Origin of the sequence: Halovivax limisalsi (genome assembly GCF_023093535.1) — an archaeon.
GTDB classification, from domain to species: Archaea; Halobacteriota; Halobacteria; order Halobacteriales; family Natrialbaceae; genus Halovivax; species Halovivax limisalsi.
In genome coordinates, this window is the sequence record NZ_CP095757.1 from 1,831,427 (window position 1) to 1,849,897 (window position 18,471).

Annotated in this window: 15 protein-coding genes, 1 tRNA gene and 1 pseudogene; 12 read left to right on the top strand and 5 right to left on the bottom strand. The window is 67.9% G+C overall.

The features are described 5' to 3' along the window. The first annotated feature begins 78 nt into the window (after positions 1-78). Complete coding sequence (locus tag MXA07_RS08360) at positions 79-1,431, top strand: sulfatase family protein (RefSeq protein ID WP_247731586.1); 1,353 nt, start codon at positions 79-81, stop codon at positions 1,429-1,431. 25 nt (positions 1,432-1,456) lie between these two features. Here the strand turns inward: MXA07_RS08360 and MXA07_RS08365 are convergent, their stop codons facing one another. After that, positions 1,457-2,428 carry a succinylglutamate desuccinylase/aspartoacylase family protein gene (locus MXA07_RS08365; RefSeq protein WP_247731587.1) on the bottom strand — a complete coding sequence of 324 codons (972 nt, stop codon included), beginning with the start codon at positions 2,426-2,428 and terminating at the stop codon, positions 1,457-1,459. 211 nt (positions 2,429-2,639) lie between these two features. Here MXA07_RS08365 and MXA07_RS08370 point away from each other — a divergent pair, with 211 nt between their 5' ends. After that, entirely contained in the window at positions 2,640-3,188 is a 549-nt protein-coding gene (locus tag MXA07_RS08370) for a peptidylprolyl isomerase (protein ID WP_247731588.1), read from the top strand. A gap of 464 nt (positions 3,189-3,652) precedes the next feature. Then, a tRNA-Leu gene (locus MXA07_RS08375) sits at positions 3,653-3,737 on the top strand. A 205-nt stretch (positions 3,738-3,942) separates the two neighbouring features. On the opposite strand, the gene MXA07_RS08380 is transcribed toward MXA07_RS08375, so the two are convergent. From MXA07_RS08380 to mct, 3 genes and pseudogenes are all read right to left on the bottom strand, one after another. Beyond that, positions 3,943-4,401: a class I SAM-dependent methyltransferase gene (locus MXA07_RS08380; RefSeq protein WP_247731728.1), complete on the bottom strand. Its 459-nt coding sequence runs from the start codon at positions 4,399-4,401 to the stop codon at positions 3,943-3,945. After that, positions 4,385-4,456: pseudogene (locus tag MXA07_RS08385) on the bottom strand (hypothetical protein); the annotation flags it as partial. The gene MXA07_RS08380 and the pseudogene MXA07_RS08385, both read right to left, overlap by 17 nt. A 397-nt stretch (positions 4,457-4,853) precedes the next feature. After that, positions 4,854-6,035: a succinyl-CoA:mesaconate CoA-transferase gene (gene mct / locus MXA07_RS08390; RefSeq protein WP_247731589.1), complete on the bottom strand. Its 1,182-nt coding sequence runs from the start codon at positions 6,033-6,035 to the stop codon at positions 4,854-4,856. Positions 6,036-6,369: 334 nt separating this feature from the next. On the opposite strand from mct, the gene glmS reads away from it, so the two are divergent. From glmS to citE, 5 genes are read left to right on the top strand one after another with little or no spacing between them, the layout of a single operon-like run. Next, a complete protein-coding gene (gene glmS / locus MXA07_RS08395; protein WP_247731590.1) occupies positions 6,370-6,810 on the top strand; it encodes a methylaspartate mutase subunit S in 441 nt (146 codons plus the stop codon). 13 nt (positions 6,811-6,823) lie between these two features. Then, positions 6,824-8,281 (top strand): methylaspartate mutase subunit E, encoded by a 1,458-nt coding sequence (locus tag MXA07_RS08400; RefSeq protein ID WP_247731591.1) that lies wholly within the window; start codon positions 6,824-6,826, stop codon positions 8,279-8,281. After that, positions 8,271-9,548, top strand: a complete 1,278-nt coding sequence (locus MXA07_RS08405) for a methylaspartate ammonia-lyase (RefSeq protein ID WP_247731592.1) — start codon at positions 8,271-8,273, stop codon at positions 9,546-9,548. The genes MXA07_RS08400 and MXA07_RS08405 overlap by 11 nt, the downstream gene beginning before the upstream one ends. Then, positions 9,541-10,629: a 2-methylfumaryl-CoA hydratase gene (gene mch / locus MXA07_RS08410; RefSeq protein WP_247731593.1), complete on the top strand. Its 1,089-nt coding sequence runs from the start codon at positions 9,541-9,543 to the stop codon at positions 10,627-10,629. Before MXA07_RS08405 ends, mch begins: the two co-directional genes overlap by 8 nt. 56 nt (positions 10,630-10,685) lie before the next feature. Further along, complete coding sequence (citE, locus tag MXA07_RS08415; RefSeq protein WP_247731594.1) at positions 10,686-11,726, top strand: L-malyl-CoA/beta-methylmalyl-CoA lyase; 1,041 nt, start codon at positions 10,686-10,688, stop codon at positions 11,724-11,726. Positions 11,727-12,079: 353 nt separating this feature from the next. Here citE and MXA07_RS08420 read toward each other — a convergent pair whose 3' ends face one another. Then, complete coding sequence (locus MXA07_RS08420) at positions 12,080-12,724, bottom strand: helix-turn-helix domain-containing protein (protein WP_247731595.1); 645 nt, start codon at positions 12,722-12,724, stop codon at positions 12,080-12,082. A gap of 84 nt (positions 12,725-12,808) precedes the next feature. On the opposite strand from MXA07_RS08420, the gene hutU reads away from it, so the two are divergent. From hutU to hutH, 4 genes are read left to right on the top strand one after another with little or no spacing between them, the layout of a single operon-like run. Further along, on the top strand, positions 12,809-14,545 hold the full coding sequence (hutU, locus tag MXA07_RS08425) for a urocanate hydratase (protein ID WP_247731596.1): 1,737 nt from the start codon (positions 12,809-12,811) through the stop codon (positions 14,543-14,545). Further along, positions 14,545-15,558: a formimidoylglutamase gene (gene hutG / locus MXA07_RS08430; protein WP_247731597.1), complete on the top strand. Its 1,014-nt coding sequence runs from the start codon at positions 14,545-14,547 to the stop codon at positions 15,556-15,558. Before hutU ends, hutG begins: the two co-directional genes overlap by 1 nt. Continuing rightward, entirely contained in the window at positions 15,551-16,816 is a 1,266-nt protein-coding gene (hutI, locus tag MXA07_RS08435) for an imidazolonepropionase (protein WP_247731598.1), read from the top strand. The genes hutG and hutI overlap by 8 nt, the downstream gene beginning before the upstream one ends. Beyond that, positions 16,809-18,437, top strand: coding sequence for a histidine ammonia-lyase (gene hutH, locus MXA07_RS08440; protein WP_247731599.1), 1,629 nt, complete (start codon positions 16,809-16,811; stop codon positions 18,435-18,437). The genes hutI and hutH overlap by 8 nt, the downstream gene beginning before the upstream one ends. Positions 18,438-18,471: the final 34 nt, after the last annotated feature.

Below are 18,471 nucleotides of genomic sequence, written 5' to 3' on the forward strand. Positions count from 1 at the left end.
TTCCGGATCGGCCTCGAACCGCGTCCGAACGGTCAGTGCGCCCGAAGTCATTTGCGACCACTCGTGGAAGCGACGGCTATGGCTGCGTCGCAACCGAACGTGCTCCTCGTCCACTGCCACGATCTCGGTCGCTACCTGGGGTGTTACGGCGTCGACGTCGAAACGCCGAACGTCGACGCGCTCGCAGCCGGCGGGGTGTTGTTCGAGAACCACTTCGGGACCGCCCCGCAGTGCTCACCGAGTCGGGGCAGTCTGCTAACCGGTCGCTACCCGCACGTCAACGGCCTGATGGGGCTGGCCCACGGGAACTGGGAGCTGCATCCCGCCGAACGCATCCTGCCGCAGTACCTCGACGAGGCGGGCTACGAAACCCACCTCTTCGGCCTCCAGCATATCAGCCAGGACACCGACCGGCTGGGCTACGAGTACGTCCACTCCGAGCGAAACCTCTATCCCGGCGTCTCGCCGGCGGTCCACCAGGTCAATCGTGCGGGGAACGTGACCGACGTCTTGACCGAGTTTCTCGAGACGGAGGCGTTCGACGCACCCTTTTTCGCCTCGGTCGGGTTCTTCGAGCTGCACCGCGTCGAGGAGCCCAACGGGCGATACGGGTTCGAGCGCGACCACTACGACGGCGCCGATCCGGACGACGTCTCGCCGCTCTCGTACCTCCCGGATCGGCGGGGCATCCGCCAGGACCTCGCGGAGATGCACGGCATGGTCGGTGCGATCGACGAGGCGATGGGTCGGATTCACCGGTGCCTGATCGAGACCGGCCTCGAGGACGAGACGCTCCTCGTCTTCACCACGGAACACGGCATTGCGTTCCCCCGAGCGAAGGGAACGTGTTACAACCCCGGGATCGAGGCGGCGCTGATCGTCTCCCATCCCGAGATCGCGAGCGGCGGCCGACGCGTCGACGACCTCGTGAGCAACGTCGACGTCCTTCCGACCATCCTCGACGTGCTCGACATCTCGATCCCCGACGCGGTCGACGGACGAAGCGTCAAATCACTCCTCTCCGGCGATTCCGGCGAGGGCCGCGAGGAACTCTTCGCCGAGATGACCTGGCACGACATGTACAACCCAATCCGGGCCATCCGGACGGAGCGATTCAAGTACATCCGAAATTTCTGGTACCTGCCTCGGGTCTACCTCCCGCGAGATGTCTTCGCCAGCGAGGCCGGCCGCGAGGTGCGGGAGGCCTACGGCGTCCCGTTACGCCCGTTCGAGGAACTGTACGACCTCCGCGAGGGGCCGACGGAGACGGAAAACGTGGTGAACGAACCGCGATACAGCGAGCACCGCCGGAACCTGGCGACGCGACTTCACGAGTGGATGGTCGAGACCGACGACCCGCTGCTCGACGGACCAGTTCCGCCGGCCGACTTCGACGAGATCATGACCTGGCCAGGGGACGATCCGGGGTAGCAGGCTGGGCCCGCATCGGACCACATTACTCGTCCCGGACGATCGCGACGCTCGCGAGTTTGTCTCCGGCCTTTACTGTCGCGTCGCGAGTGCAGGCGTACAGGATCCCCGAACGGTCGGTCGAGACGTTCTGTACCGTCTCGTAGGTCGTCGGGTCGTACACCGTGCCGATCGAGGTGCCGGCTGGAATCGATTCCCCGAGTTCGAGCGACGGTTTCGGACGAAAGAGTCCGGACGCCGACGCCGTGACCTGCCCGAGGTGGTTGCGAGCCAGCGTCTGCGACCGATCCGGGACGGTCCCCTCCAGGAGTCCGAGATGGCGACAGACGTCGAGTAGTCCTTCGACGCCCACTTCGATGGCATCCTCGACGAGTTCGCGACTGTGGGCCAGCTCCGGCGTGATGGCGGGGATCCCGTCGCGGTCGGCGACGACGCGGAGTTTGCCCGCGAAGCCCCGGCGGTGCCACTCGTCCGACGCGTCGGCGCCCGCCTGCTCGCCGAGCAAGAGATCGGTGCCGAACGCCTCGGCCAGCTGGCGCGAGCCCTCGCTCCCCTCGAGGAAGACGACGTGGGGGTACATCGCCGGACTCCCGGTGTGGAGGTCGACGACGGCGTCAGAGTCCTCGACCCGCCGCCACAGCGTGGCCGCCATTCGCTGGTGCAGCGAGCCCGACGCGTCGCCCGGCCAGACGCGATTCATGTTGGGATTCACGCTGTCGAGCACCTCCGGAGTGGTGTAGGAGACGCGATCGAACGTGAGCGGGTTCGCCACCGGGACGACCACGATGCGGCCGGCCAGCGATCGCCCGCGAATCCGGTCGTGAAACCGGCGGCACACCGCCGTCCCGTTCACCTCGCGGCCGTGCTGGGCCGCCTGGACGTACAGCGTCGGACCAGGCTGAGCCCCCTCGTAGGTGTGCACCGTCGTCTCGACGGAAACCCCCGAGGGCAGCCTCGCCAGGACGACCCGGTCGCTCGTGTGGCTCGCACTGCGCATGCCCGTTTCTTCCACGGGGGACAGTATGTATGCAGGGGGAACCTATCACGCGCGGATAACGGTAAACGGGGCCGAGATCCTCTCGCGGCCGACTCGTCTTCCAGATCTGTTGATCCGGCCCTCTCGACCGGGTCCTGACGACGGGCGCACGGGTAGCGACCGATCGTGCGCGATCATCACCGTTTTCAGCGCGTACCTCCTCGGCCCGGACATGGGTACACCTACGGCGACCCTGCACACCACCGCGGGCGATATCGAGATCGAACTCTACGCGGATCGAGCGCCCCGCACCGTGGAGAACTTCCTCAATCTGGCGGAACACGACCCCGCGGCCGACGCGGACCCCGCCCCGGACACGACCACCTGGGCCGACCCGGAGACCGGCGAGATACGCGGCGACTCGCTGTACGCGGGCACCGAGTTCCACCGCGTTATCGAGGGCTTCATGGTCCAGGGCGGCGACCCGACCGGCACCGGTCGCGGCGGTCCCGGCTACGAGTTCGACGACGAGTTCCACGACGAGCTCCGCCACGACGGGCCCGGCAAACTCTCGATGGCCAACTCCGGTCCCAACACCAACGGCTCGCAGTTCTTCATCACCCTCGACGCCCAGCCCCACCTCGACGACCGCCACGCCGTCTTCGGGGAGGTCACGGACGGCATGGACGTCGTCCGCGAGATCGGCGCCGTCGAGACCGACTCCAACGACAAGCCCACCGACGCGATCGAGATCGAATCCGTCACGGTCGATCGCGACTGAGCGGCACGTACTGACCCCGGTTCGCGTTGCCACCCGAACCGATGCGCTGCTCCTGCTATGGGCGTCTCGTTTCAACCGCCAAGGGAAAAATTAATAACGTATGGCTTCGTACGTGTGATTGCCTGACGAGAGTCAGGGATGGGGGTCCGACGAAGCTGATGGGGGTCCGCTTCGTCGGCATTTTCTCTCTTCGAATCGACCGACGAGATGAATCGCTACATTGATTCTTAGTCGAAGGAACCGGTGTCGCGCGTAGCGCCCGGATACATAGACCAGTCGGGACAGTACCGGGGTGAGTTCGAATGGAGTTTCCGATCACCGACCGTTCGTTGTACTCCTGTTGTCGGTCGGGCCGCTCACGATCGCGCTTCGAGGCGCAGCGAGAACCGCGATCGCTCGCGGTCGGTGCGGACCGACACCGAAACGCACATCCACACCCCCCAGCAATCAACAGACGCGTCTGCGCGAGGGTAGCCAAGCCAGGCCAACGGCGGTGGGCTTAAGACCCGCTCCCGTAGGGGTCCTTGGGTTCGAATCCCAACCCTCGCATACCGTCTCGAACGTGAGAGACGTGTATGCGTGACGAGGGATTCGAATTATGCCAGTCGCAGCGCGAACGAAGTGAGCGACCGTCTGGAGGTGGTTCGAATCCCAACCCTCGCATGCGAGACACGAACGTCGGTGAGTGTCTCGGTTCTGCGAACGGTGAGCGAAGCGAGCCGTGAGCATCCCGAATGTGGGGCACCCAAAACCACTAGTCAGATTTCGTCGCACGGACACACAGAATGGTCGGGTATTTCGATCGCTTCTCGTAGGACTCCGGTTTCTTGGCTTCGAACGACTCCGTCGGCCTCGGTTCGAGCAGTTCATCCAGATGGAAACCGGTTTCGATGAGCGGATTGATGGCCTCCGAAAGTGGTCGTCGATAGACCGGGACGTCGACGTCATCGCCTGCAGCCGACCACGTCATCTGTCTCCGTTCGACGTCGAAGTAGTTCTCGCTATCGAACGCGATGTACTCGTCGACCGGGTTCTGGGCCGAAAACACGAGGAAGCCACCTGGCCGGAGAACGCGAGCGAACTCCGTGAAGGGGTCTCGCCAGTCTTCGACGTAGTGGAGCGAGAGGCCGCAAACGACGCCGTCGAATACGTCGTCGGCGAACTCGAGGGGCTCCGTGATATCTGCGTGGCGGAGTTCAGCGCGATCGCCGATTCGATCCCTCGCCCGTGTCGAGCATCTCACCGTTCACATCGGCAGCTGTGACGTCTGCACCGCTCTCGAGCGTCCACTCCGTGTACCGGCCGTGGCCACACCCGCATCGAGAACTCGAGCGCCCGCGACGTCAGGAATGAGGTCCGTCATCGCAGAAACTCCAGGTCTGCGCAGTACGGGTTCAATTATTGCGCCCTGTACGTCCTCGAAAGGTATCGTACGCGTCCGCGACGGTGGGATTCTCATCGGGCGGCATACACCCGATCGTGCTGTCCTCGCGACGGTAATCGTTGTGAACGCTGGGTCGACTCTCGTCCGTTCGGTGCTATCAGTGACAAACTCGCCTGAGAAGCAGGCTGATAGTCGGTTTTCTGCGGGGCAGAGATCGGCATCGACACGCGCGAGTCGCGGCGTCCGAGCGCAGTGAGGGCGACCGTCCGGAGCGCTCTCGGTCAGTCGTCGGCGGTCGCCGCTTCGTCGTCCGCCAGTTCGTCGAACACCTCCGCCTCGTGCTCGTTCAACAGCGGCGCCCTGCCTCGCGGTTCCGGGGTCGTCTCGCTCATCTTGATCGGGGCCCCGGCGATCTGGACCGGTCGGTCGGCTCCCGGCTGTTCGACCTCGTAGAGCATGTTGCGCGTGTGGACGTGCGAATCGTCGAAGATGTCCGCCGTCGTCTGGACCGGGGCCACGGGAACGCTTCCTTCGAGCAACTCGACGACGTCGTTGGACGCCCGCTCGATCATCCAGTCGGCGAGTTCGCCGCGGAGGACCTCGCGGTTGGCGAGCCGACTGTCGGCCGTCGGATACTCTTCCGCGAGGTCCTCGCGACCGATCGCCTCGCAGAGTGCGGTCCAGTGGTTCGATCCGAACGCGGCGATCACGACGTACCCGTCGTCGACTTCGAAGGCGTCGTAGGGAAACAGCGTCGGGTGAGCGTTGCCCAGCCGGGTCGGCGGTTCGCCGTCGTAGGACTGCTGGTAGATGGCGCGCTCGGTCATGCTGATCATCGAGTCGTACAAGGCCGTGTCGACGAACTGGCCCTCGCCCGTCCGTTCGCGGTGATGGAGTGCGCCGAGGATGCCGATGCAGTTCAGCGTCGCCGTGAAGAGGTCGCCGATGCCCGGCCCGACCTTCGTCGGCGGTCCGTCCGGCTGGCCGGTGATCTCCATGACGCCCCCGAGCGCCTGCGCGATGAGATCGAACGAGGGCTGGCCCTGTCGGTGCGTTTCGCCCGTTCGCGGGTCGCCGAAGCCCCGGATAGCGGAGTAGATGATCGACGGATTCCGCTCGGCGAGCGTCTCGTAGCCGAGGTCGAATCGCTCCATCGTGCCCGCGCGATAGTTCTCCACGACGACGTCTGCCGTCTCGACGAGTCGGAGGAAGTCCTCCCGATCCTCGGCGTCGCCGAGGTTCAACTCGATGCTTCGCTTGCCGCGGTTGACGCTCTGGAAGTAGCCGCCGTAGGCCTCCTGATCGGGCTCCTCGACGAACGGCGGGTTCGACCGGATGAGGTCGCCGCCGGGACGCTCGATCTTGACCACGTCCGCCCCCATGTCCGCGAGTACCATCGTGCAGTACGGTCCGGCCAGAACCTGCGTCAGATCCAGAACCCGGATATCTGAGAGCGCTCCCATACCCCGGATTCCCGGATGATCGCCATAATTGTTACTATCGTTCGTGATAGTTACGGCGCCTCCGGTCGTGGCTCGTCGCCGGCCCGCACGGGCGCCGCCGGTCCGATCGGAAGACGGTGTCGTCGCCTTCGGCGTATCCGTCTGCTCTCAGCGGTCCGTTCCGACGCGACGGAGACCCGGCGACGGTCGCGGGAGTCGGCCACCGTGACTCCCTGGTACAGGGTCGTACGACGACGAATTGGCATTGACAACTATTCACAAATAAGGGTGTACAAGGCCTAATATCATGATCAAACATTAACTTTATACCCGGAACCCTCATGATTCTGCATGCATGACGAAAACGGTCGTCCTCGGCGTGATCGGATCCGACGCGCACGTCGTCGGCATCACTATCCTCGAGCAGGCTCTCGGGGCTGCGGGATTCGACGTGATCAACCTCGGCGTCCAGACCTCCCAGGAGGAGTTCGCCGAGGCGGCACGTGTTCACGAGGCCGAAGCCGTACTCGTCTCTTCGCTCTACGGACACGCCGAGCAGGACTGTCAGGGCTTCCACGAACTCCTCGCGGAGGAGGGCCTCGACGTTGTCACCTACATCGGGGGGAACCTCGCGGTCGGACAGGATACCTTCGACGGGATCAGGTCGACGTTCGAGGACCTCGGGTTCGACCGGGTCTTCGACTCCGAGACCGACCCCGAGGAGGCCATCGCTGCGTTGCACCGTGATCTGCAGCTGACGACGACCGAGGCCGAACAGGCGACTGTCAACTCCTGACGTAGTCCACCGAATGATACGAGACGAACGTATTCCCGCCGACGAGCTACGGCATATCGACGAGCAACTACGATCGAGGTGGCCGACGGGGGCGGACGTCGACTTCGAAGAGGCGATCGAGTACCACGAATCGCTCCCGCGGCACAAGCGGTTCGCACCGGTCCTCGAGTCGGCCGACCAGCCGCTCCTCCAGCCGAGGGCCGGGGTGGCGCGACTCGACGACCAGATCGACCTGCTTCGGTACCTCAACCAGGAGGGCGAGGCCGACCTCTTGCCGACGACCATCGACTCGTACACGCGCGACAACGAGTACGGGAAGGCCCAGGAGGGGCTCGACACGGTTCGGGAGACCGGCGAGGACACGCTCAACGGCTTCCCCGCCGTCAACCACGGCGTCGAGGGGTGTCGCCAGCTGATCGATGCGATCGACGCGCCGATCGAGGTGCGCCACGGCACGCCGGATGCCCGGCTCCTGGCGGCGATCACCTTCGCCGGCGGCTTCCAGAGCTTCGAGGGCGGTCCGATCTCCTACAACATCCCGTACACGAAGCGCCGCGACCTCGCCCGGACGATCGAGCACTGGCAGTACGTCGACCGCCTCGCCGGGGCCTACACCGAGCGCGGCGTCACGATCAACCGCGAACCGTTCGGCCCGCTCACCGGCACGCTGGTGCCCCCGTCGATCGCCATCGCCGTAATGCTGATCGAGGGAACGCTCGCGGCCACGCAGGGCGTCCGCTCGATCACGCTCGGCTACGGACAGGTCGGAAACGTCGTCCAGGACGTCGCCGCGCTCCGCGCGCTACGCGACCTCGGTACCGAGTACCTCCCGGACGAGGTGACGGTGACCACGGTCTTCCACGAGTGGATGGGCGGGTTCCCGCCGGACGAGGCCCGCGCGAACGGGGTCATCAGTCTCGGGGGCATGACCGCCGCGATCGCGAACCCGGACAAGGTGATCACCAAGTCGCCCCAGGAATTCCAGGGCATCCCGACGAAGGAGGCGAACGCCGCCGGACTCCGCACTACCAGACAGATAATCGATATGACGATCGAACAGCGGATCGACATCGACGGTGTCGAGGATGAGCAGGACCTGATCGCGCGCGAGACGCGCTGTCTGCTGGACGCCGTGTTCGACCGCGGCGACGGCGACGTCGCCGCTGGGACCGTCGAGGCGTTCGAGTCCGGCGCGCTCGACGTGCCGTTCGCCCCGAGCGACAGCGCGAAGGGGGACGTCCTCCCCGCCCGGGACGACGACGGACGGGTGCGAATCATCGAGTTCGCGGACCTCGAGATGAACGACGACATCAAGGAGATCCACGCCGCGCGACTCTCGACGCGTGCGGAGTCCGAAGGCCGAACCCAGTCGTTCCGCATGGTCGCCGACGACGTCGCCGCCATCAGCGACGGCAAGCTGATCGGCCGGCCGACGGACGGAACCGAGGGAGGGGTGCAGAATGCGGATTGATGGCGTCCACGCCACGGCCGGCTATTCGGGCTATTTTGTCGACGATCAGCGCGCGATCAAGCGCGGGGCCGAACGGGACGGGTTCACCTACGACGGCGATCCCGTCACCGACGGGTTCGACGAGATTCGCCGGGCCGGAGAGTCGATCCTGGTCGAAATCGAACTCGCGGACGGAACCCGCGCTCGCGGCGATTGCGCCGCAGTCCAGTACGCCGCGGCCGGTGGGCGCGACCCGCTGTTCGTCGCCGAGGAGTACGTCCCGGTGGTCGACGGGCCGGTCGCGGAGGCGCTCGTCGGCCGCGACGCGACGGCGTTCCTCGAGAACGCCGAGTTGCTGGAGGCCCTCGTCGTCGACGGCGACCGCCTCCACACGGCGATCCGGTACGGCGTCTCCCAGGCGCTGCTCGCCGCGGCCGCGGCGGCCGAGCGGACGACCGAGACCGACGTGCTGGCCGCGGCGCTGGGGACCGAACCGGCGACCGAGCCGATCCCCGTCTTCGGGCAATCGGGCGACGCCCGATACGCGAACGCCGAGAAGATGGTCCTCAAGGGTGTTCCGGTTCTGCCACACGCCCTGATCAACAGCGAGGAGAAGATCGGCTCGAACGGCGAGACGCTCCTCGAGTACGTCGAGTGGCTGACCGAGCGGTCGCAGGAACTCGGACCCGAGGGTTACGATCCGCGGTTCCACGTCGACGTCTACGGCATGATCGGCGAGCTCTTCGGCGGCCCCTTCGATCGGCCGGAGATCGTCGACTACTTCGCCGCGCTCGAAGAGGCGGCCGACCCCTTCCCGCTCCAGATCGAGGGGCCGATGGACGTCGGCGACCGGGCGGCCCAGATCGAGGCGATGGTCGAACTCCGGGACGGGCTGGCCGAGGCCGGGGTCGCCGTCGACGTCGTCGCCGACGAGTGGTGCAACACGTTCGCGGACGTCCGGGCGTTCGTCGACGCCGGAGCCGCCGACGTCGTCCAGATCAAGACGCCAGACCTCGGCGGCGTTCACCGCAGCGCCCGGGCGGTCCGGTACTGCGAGGGGACCGATACGCGAGCCTACCTGGGCGGGACGTGCAACGAGACGGACGTTTCCGCGCGGGCGTGCGTGCACGTAGCACTCGCGACCGACGCCGCGCAGGTGCTCGCCAAACCCGGAATGGGCTTCGACGAGGGCTACATGATCGTCGAGAACGAGATGCGCCGGACGATCGCGAGACGAAACCGACGGCGCGGTGCGGAGACGACCGACGAGGTGTCCGTCGATGACTGACTGGACCGATCCGGAGACGTTCGCACGGGCGCTCGAGCGCGTCGAGACGGTGGAGAACGGGAATTACTTCGAGGACTTCGCGGCGGGGGAGGTGATCGAACACGATCCCGGACTCACGCTCACGCGGTGGGGAAACGAGGCGTGGATGAGCCAGACGCTCAACCACGATCCCGCCTACTGGCGATCCGACGCGGCCGAGGCGCGGGACTTCGACGAACCGCCGATCCATCCCGACTACCTCACCGCGGCGACCCTGGGGAGCACCGTCGAAGACCTGAGCGAGACGGGCGGGTACTTCCTCGGACGAACCGACGTCCGATTCCCGCAGGACGCCGTGTACCCGGGTACCGAACTCGCCGTCGAGAGCGAAGTCGTCGACACCGCGACCTCGCGTTCCAGGCCCGAGTTCGGTATCGTCTCCTGGCGAACCAGGGGAAGAGACGCCGACACCGACGAGGTCCTCTGTTCGTACGAGCGGACGAACATGATCCCGCGTCGCGAGCCGGTCGCGACCGACGACGGGGAGCGCTCGGGAGCTGACGCTTCGCGAACGGACGGCGGGGCTGGGGCCGCCGAGGACGACGAGGGCTCGGGCCTCCCCGAGACGTTCGTCACGCCCGACGGGGGATACTTCGAGGACTTCCAGGCCGCCCTCGAGGCGGCCGAGGCCGAAAACGGCGCCGTCGCGTACCGCCACGAGCGCGGGCGCACGCAGGACGCCGTCACCGTCGCCCAGCTCCCGCTCGCGACGCTCAACACGGCGAAACAGCACCACAACGTGGACGCGATGGCCGACTCTCCCTCGGGCGACATCGTCACCTACGGCGACGTGACGCGCTCGACGGCGCTCGGCCACGCGCGATCCGACGAGGAGACCTACCGCGAAGTCGGCTTCGACGACGAGTCGTTCCACACCTTCGTCACCCCGGGCGACACCGTCTACGCGTTCACTCGCGTCCTCGAGACGGGGGCGGCCGACGGCGCCGCCGGCACGGTTCGCTTCGAGCACGTCGCGTTCGACCAGGACGACGAACCGCTGTACTCAGGCACGAGGACCGCGAAAATCCGGACGCGGGACTGAGACCAGCATGCCACGACACAAAACCGTCCAGCCCGACACGGATGGCCGATTCACCCATGAGTAACCGACGACTCTGCCGAACGTTCCAGACCGCACCGGCCGCCGTCCCGAAAGACGACACGGCGAAGTACCTCCGATCAGGCCTCGAAGCCGAGGGATTTCGAGCGCCCGACTGGCTCGTCCCCGACGTGGAAGACGGCACGGCGCCGGACATGAAAGACGACGGGCTGGAGAACACGATCGAGCTCGTCCCGCGGTACGACTTCGCGGGCGAGATCTGGCCCCGCGTCGAGTGGGGTGACGAGAACGAAGCGTCCCGCGAGCGCGGTCGAGAACAGATCGACCGGCTCGTCGGCGAGATCGGCGACGACGTCGACGGCGTCGTCGTCCCGAAGGTCGGCCGCCTCGACGACGTCGAGCGCGCCGCCGCGGTCGTGGCCGACGCCGAGGCCGAACACGGGTACGCCGACGGGTCGATCGGCCTCTCCATCATCGTCGAGACGGGTCGGGCCCGCTCGGACCTCCGCGAGATCGCGACGTTCGGCGCCGACTCGCGACTGACGGCGCTGGTCTTCGGTCCCGTCGACTACGCGGCCGACCTGGGCGCGCGCGACCTCGGCGACGGGATGCCCCGCTGGGACGGACTCCTCGAGGCGCTCTCGAACGAGGCGAGCGCGGCCGGCCTGCTCTCGATCGGCGGCCCATTCGACGACCTGTTCACAGAGCGCGCGGGGCTGACCTACTACAACGCCGACGGCTACGCCGACCAGGTCGAACACGAGGCCCGCATCGGCCTCGACGGCTCCTGGTCGCTGTATCCCAAGCAGACGATCCAGGCCAACACCGTCCACATGCCGACCGCTGCGGAACTGGAACGGGACGTCCACAAGATCGAGCGCTTCAACGAGGCCAAGCGGGAGGGGACCGGCGCCGTCAACATCGACGGGCAGATGGTCGACGAGGCCACGTTCAAGAACTTCCGAAACACGGTCGAGACCGTCCGGGCGATCGACGAAGGCCGCCCCACCCAGACCGAGGCGACGTACGACGACGACCTGCTGGAACGCGCCCGATCGGTGGACCTCGTCTTCAGGTAGCGCCCGTCTCGCGCCGGTGCCGATAGTTTGCTCGACGTCCCGGTAACCGAATCGCTCTGGATACACCGTGTGACTGCCGATCGGACGCCGCTGGGCCCGTCTAGCCCCGCTGTTTTCTACTCACCGTTCGCTCACTCGGCGTCCTCGGTCGGTTGCTGACGGCCCACCGGCAGGCCGTTACTGGGTCCGTCGGCCAGGCCGGTGAGTAGCGCGAATTGGCGTCGGTCTGCGGCTTGACGATCGAGTGCCATGCCGTCAGGCTTCGGCGGTCGGTCCCGTTGTAAGCGGCGGCCTACGGATCGACAGGGGGCGCCTACGGCGATTACCGCGCCCGCGATGCAGACGCGATCCGATTAGGGTGCCAATTCCGGGACGACCGCGTGCATGACCTTTCGTTCGGCTCGCCGGAGGTGCTCTTCGGCCGTCCGGCGCTCGACGCCGAGCTCGGCCGCGATCTCGGCGGTCGTGGTCCCCCTCGGCAGGTCGTAGTAGCCACCCTCGAACGCGACGACGAGCGCGTCGTGTTGCCGGGCCGAGAGCTGCGGAGGCGACGCGCCGGCACCCGGGCCGGGCGTTTCGACCGCGGGATCGTCGACCGATCGTTTCGATTCGACGGTCACCGAGCGCTCGTCCAGGAGGTCGCGATAGAGGCCGGTGAGGTCGGACGGGTCGAGGGCGAGGATCCGACAGAGTTTGGCGCCGCGGGCGTACCGCAGCGGCGGGACGAGCAGACAGCCGTGCCGCCGGAGGGGTTCCTCGACGGTGCCGCCGCGTTCCCGAAGGCAGTCCGCGGTGACGACCACGGTGCGGTCACCTCGTTCGAGCCGGTCGCGAATTCCCACGCGCGCCTGTACGGCGTCGACGACCGCGGTCGGGTCGCCCCGAATCGACAGGAGGTCCGAGTGATCGTTACACCACAGCTCCACGGTCGTTTCCGTCCGGGCCGTCGGCTCGCCGTACGGTCCGCCCGGGGCGATCCGGAACACGGCTTCGTGCATACCGACGAACGGCGCCGACGATACGTAAATCCCCCACCGTACGGAGGCCGACCACGTTTCGGCGTGGGCGTGCGAGCGGATGGCATGCAACGGGAGGATACCTCGTTCGACCGCGGCGAGCCCTCGGCGACGTGGGAGTCGTACCGGGGCGCTCGAACGGGCACCGAGATCGAGTGCGAGGGGTGGCGTCAGGAGGCCGCCCTCCGAATGCTCAACAACAATCTCGATCCCGAGGTGGCCGAGAAGCCCGAGGAACTGGTCGTCTACGGCGGAACCGGGAGCGCGGCCCGGAGCTGGGACGCCTACGACGCGATCGTCGCGGAGTTGCGGACCCTGGGAGACGACGAGACGCTGCTGGTCCAGAGCGGAAAGCCTGTCGGGCGATTCAGGACCCACGAGCGCGCCCCGCGGGTCCTGATCGCGAACTCGAACCTCGTCGGGAAGTGGGACGACTGGGAGCACTTCCACGAACTCGAGGCCGAAGGGAAGATCATGTACGGCCAGATGACGGCGGGGTCGTGGGCCTACATCGGCACGCAGGGGATCATCCAGGGAACTTACGAGACCCTGGCCGCGCTCGCACGCGTCGAATACGACGACACCGACCTCGAGGGACGCATCGTCGTCACCGGCGGCCTCGGCGGAATGGGCGGCGCCCAGCCGCTGGCCGTCACGATGAACCGCGGCGTCTGCATCGCGGCCGAGGTCGACGAGGAGCGCATCGATCGGCGCATCGAGACGGGCTACTGCGAGGAGAAAACGGACGACCTCGACGAGGCGATCGAGCGCGCCGAACAGGCCGCCGCGGCCGGCGACCCCTACAGCGTCGGCGTCCACACGAACGCCGCGGATATGCTCGAAGCGATGCTCGACCGGGGGTTCGTCCCGGATGTCGTCACCGACCAGACGAGTGCGCACGACGCGCTGGAGGGATACTACCCGTCGGGCTACACCGTCGCCGAGGCCGATCGGCTGCGCGAGGCCGACCCCGACCGGTACGTCGCGGAGAGCCTGGACACGATGGAACGCCACGTCCGGGCCATCCTCGACCTGCAGGATCGCGGCGCGACCGCGTTCGAATACGGAAACAACATCCGGGGGCAGGTCCGCGACGAACGCGGGATGGAGTCGGCGTTCGACTATCCGGGATTCGTCCCGGCGTACATCCGCCCGCAGTTCTGCGAGGGGCGGGGCCCGTTCCGCTGGGCCGCGCTCTCGGGCGATCCCGAGGACATCTACCGCACTGACGAGGCCGTCCTCGAGCTGTTCCCCGGGAAGCACTCGCTGCGGCGCTGGATCGAACTCGCCCGGGAGCAAGTGCAGTTCCAGGGATTACCGTCCCGCGTGTGCTGGCTGGGATATCACACTGACGAAGACGGACTCACCGAGCGCGCTCGATTCGCCCTGCGGATCAACGAACTCGTCCGCGACGGCGAGATCGCGGCGCCGATCGTCGTCACGCGGGATCACCTGGACGCCGGTTCGGTCGCGAGCCCCAACCGCGAGACCGAGGCGATGCGCGACGGCACCGACGCGGTGGCCGACTGGCCGATTCTCAACGCCTTACTCAACTGTGCAGCGGGAGCGGACATCGTCAGCGTTCACGACGGCGGCGGCGTCGGCATCGGGAACGCGTTGCACGCGAACAACCACGTCGTGCTCGACGGGACGGATCGCGCGGCCGAGACCGCCGAGCGGGTCTTCACTGCGGATCCCGGAACGGGCGTGATCCGTCACGCCGACGCCGGATACGAGGAAGCGCTCGAAACCGCCCGCGAGTCCGACGTCGCGATCCCGATGCGCGACCGAGGTGGTGAGTGATGGCCGAGGCGACGATGACGGACCCCCGAACGTGGGCGTCGCCGTCCGACGATCCGTACGACAAGACGTTCGGCGACGTGATCGAGCCCGCGACCGTGGACGCCGCCGACGAACTCGACGCCGTCCTGCTCGGCGAACCGTACGACGGCGCCGTCATCGGTCGCCGCGGTGCGCGCGAGGGGCCCGGAGCGATCCGCGAGGCGCTGGCCGGCGTCAAGACCCACCACGTCGAGGCCGGCGCGGTCGGGAGCGTCGGGGACCTGGGCGACGCCGCGTGGCCGGCGGACGCGGTGGCTCTCGACGACCGAGGAGACGTCGCCGACGTCCAGCAACTGGCCGAGACGCTGACCGCCGACGTCCACGCGACCGAGGCGCTCCCGATCTTCCTCGGCGGCGACAACTCCCTCACGGTGCCCAACGTCACGCCCCTGCTCGATCGGGGATCGGTCGGCGTCCTCAACTTCGACGCCCACCTCGACGTGCGCGAACCCGTCGACGGCCCGTCGAGCGGAACGCCGTACCGCCAGCTCGTAGCGCGCGGCCTCGACGCCTACGCCGTCGTCGGTGCGAGGCACTTCGAGACCTCGACGGCGTACGTCGAGTGGCTCCAGGCCGAGGGCGGTGCGGTGGTGACCGCCGAGGCGGTCGACGAGGATCGCGACGCGGCGCTCGATCGGGCGTTGCGGACGGTCTCCGGCGTCGATCACCTCTACGTCAGCGTCGACCTGGACGTGCTCGACGCGCCGTCGGCGCCGGGCGTCAGCGCGCCGACGCCCGGAGGGCTCACGACGAGGGAACTCTTCGCGTGCGTGCGACGAGCCTGCGACGACGACCGGCTGGCCGGCGTCGAGGTCGTCGAGTGCGCGCCCGGCCTCGGCGACGGTGATCGAACTCCGCGGGCGGCCGCACGGACCGTGGCGCACGCCCTCGCGGGGTACGGCGCGGGCGGTGAAACGGGCGAGGCGATCGGCAGTCGCGAAGTCGGTGATTCCGGAGGTGACGACCGTGTCTGATCTCGACGCGGTCGTACACGACGCCGCGGAGGTCGTCGTGGGGCCCACGGAAGACGAGAACGTCGCCGTCTCGCTCGAACGCCACGAAGACGCCGCCGTGGCCGTCGTCGACGGCTCGGTCGCCGCGGTGGGGTCGAGCGACGAGGTCACTCGCGAGTACCCGCCCGAAAACGCCGCGACGGCGATCGACGGCGGCGGTCGCAGTGTCATCCCCGGCTTCGTCGACTCGCACACGCACGCGCTCTTCGCCGGCGATCGGTCGGACGAGTTCGCCGCCCGACTTCGCGGGGCCGACTACCAGGAGATCCTCGCCGAGGGCGGCGGCATCCTGCGAACGGTGCGGGCCGTCCGCGAGGCGAGCGACGACCAGCTCGTCGCGAACCTGACGGCCCAACTCGATCGGGCGCTCGAACACGGATCGACCACCGTGGAGGTGAAGTCGGGCTACGGGCTCGATCGGGAGACGGAGCTACGCATGCTTTCGGCCGTCGAACGAGCCGGCCGCGACCATCCGGTCGACGTCGTCCCGACGTTCATGGGCGCCCACGCGGTTCCCGAGGGGGTGGACGCTGAAGCCTACGCGCAGCGGGTGATCGACGAGCAACTGCCCGCCGTGGCCGAGCAGGGAATCGCCACGTTCTGCGACGTCTTCTGCGAGGAAGACGTTTTCACGCCCGAGCAGAGTCGGCGCATCCTCGAGGCCGGTCGGGACCACGGCCTGGCGCCGAAGATCCACGCCGAGGAGTTCGCCAGGACCGGCGGCGCGCAGGTTGGAGCCGACGCGGGAGCGGTGAGCGCCGACCACCTCCTGCAGGCGAGCGAGGCCGACGCCGAGGCGCTGGCCGACGCCGACGTGGTGGCGACGCTGCTACCCGCGGCGGCGTTCTCGCTGGACACCGACTACGCCGATCCGGGACTGTTTCGCGAGGCAGGAGCGACGATCGCGCTCGCCTCCGACTTCAACCCCAACTGCCACGGCCAGTCGATGGGATTTACCGTCGCCCTGGCGTGTGCGAAGATGAAGATGACGCCCGAATCGGCGCTCGTCGCGGCCACCCGCGGCGGAGCCCGAGCCCTCGGCGCCGGCCGCGAGCCGGTTCAGACTGGCGCGCTCCCCGCCGAAACCGGCACGCTGCGGAAGGGTGCCCCCGGCGATCTCCTCGTCCTGGACGCGTCCAGTCACGTTCACGTTCCCTACAGCTTCGGCGTGAACCGGGTCGAAACCGTCCTCAAAGGGGGTGAGCGCGCCCGTGAGTGACGGAGACGACTCGGCGACAGCCTCCTCGTCCGTCGCGGATCCAGTCCGGATCGACGGGGAGACGCTCACTCCGACCGACGTCGAGCGCGTCGCGCGACGCGACGCGCCGGTGGAACTGACCGACGAGGCGCTCGAACGCATCGAACTCGCGCGCGAGCGCATCGCGGACGTCGTCGACTCGGGCGAGGCGGTTTACGGCGTCAACACCGGTTTCGGCGAACTCGTCGACGAGCGCATTCCGGCGGCCGAGCTCGAACGACTGCAGCACAACCTGCTTCGCAGCCACGCCTCGGGCGCCGGCGCGGACCTCGAACGCGAGGCCGTTCGGGCGATGCTCGTCACCCGATTGAACGCGCTCGCGAAGGGCCACTCCGGCGTTCGACCGGTCGTCACCGAGTACCTCGCGACGATGCTGAACGAGGGGATCCACCCGGTCGTCCGCTCGCGCGGCAGCCTCGGCGCGAGCGGGGACCTCGCGCCGCTGGCCCACATGTCGCTCGTGCTCATCGGCGAGGGCGAAGCCGTCGTCGACGGTGGAGAGAGCGAGCAGTCAGCTGACCCGAGTCGCCTGCCCGGCGACGAGGCGCTCGCGACAGCGGGGCTCGACCCGCTCTCGCTCGCCCCGAAGGAGGGACTGGCAATGATCAACGGCACGCAGTTGACCGTCGGGCTGGCCGCGCTGCTCGTCGTCGACGCCGAGCGCCTCCTCGAGGCGGCCGACGCGGCGGGCGCGCTGACGACCGAGGTGACGATGGGGTCGACCGTCCCGTCACACCCCGTTCTCAACGAGGTGCGCCCTCACGCGGGCCACCGCGAGAGCGCATCGCGAGTCCGCGCACTCACGGCCGACTCCGAGATCGTCGAGTCCCACCGCAACTGCGATCGCGTGCAGGACGCCTACTCGCTTCGCTGCCTGCCGCAGGTTCACGGCGCGGTCCGCGACGCCGTGGCGCACCTCCGTGAGGCCGTCGCGATCGAACTCAACAGCGCGACGGACAATCCGCTGGTGTTCGACGCGGTCGACGCCGACCCGCGCGCCAGCGGCACCGACCGGGCGGCCGTCCTCTCCGGTGGGAACTTCCACGGCGAACCGCTCGCGCTCCGGCTCGATTACGCCACCGCGGCGCTGACCGAACTCGCGGCCATCTCCGAGCGCCGCGTCGACCGACTGCTCAACCCAAATCTGCAGGAACCGCACCTGCCGCCGTTTCTCGCCACCGAGAGCGGCGTCGAGTCCGGTTACATGATCGCGCAGTACGCCGCCGCGTCGCTGGTCAACGAGAACCGATCGCTCGGCCGGCCGTCGACTGACAACACGCCGGTATCGGGGGGCCAGGAGGACCACGTCAGCATGAGCGCCCAGGCCGCGACCCACGCACGGACGGCCCTCGACAACGCCCGCCACGTCGTCGCGACCGAACTGGCCGCGGCCGCCGAAGCGGCGGAGTACGTCGACGACGACCTGTCCCACGGCGTCGGGACGGCCGCCGTCTACGAGCTCGTCCGCGAGCGCGTCCCGCCGCTTGCCGGCGATCGACCGCTCACCGACGACATCGAGTCGGTGGCGGCGCTGGTCGCGGACGGGACGGTCGCGGAAGCGGTCGAATCGGTCGTCGAGTAACGCAACGCACTTTTCTCGCCGGCGCGTCCATCCG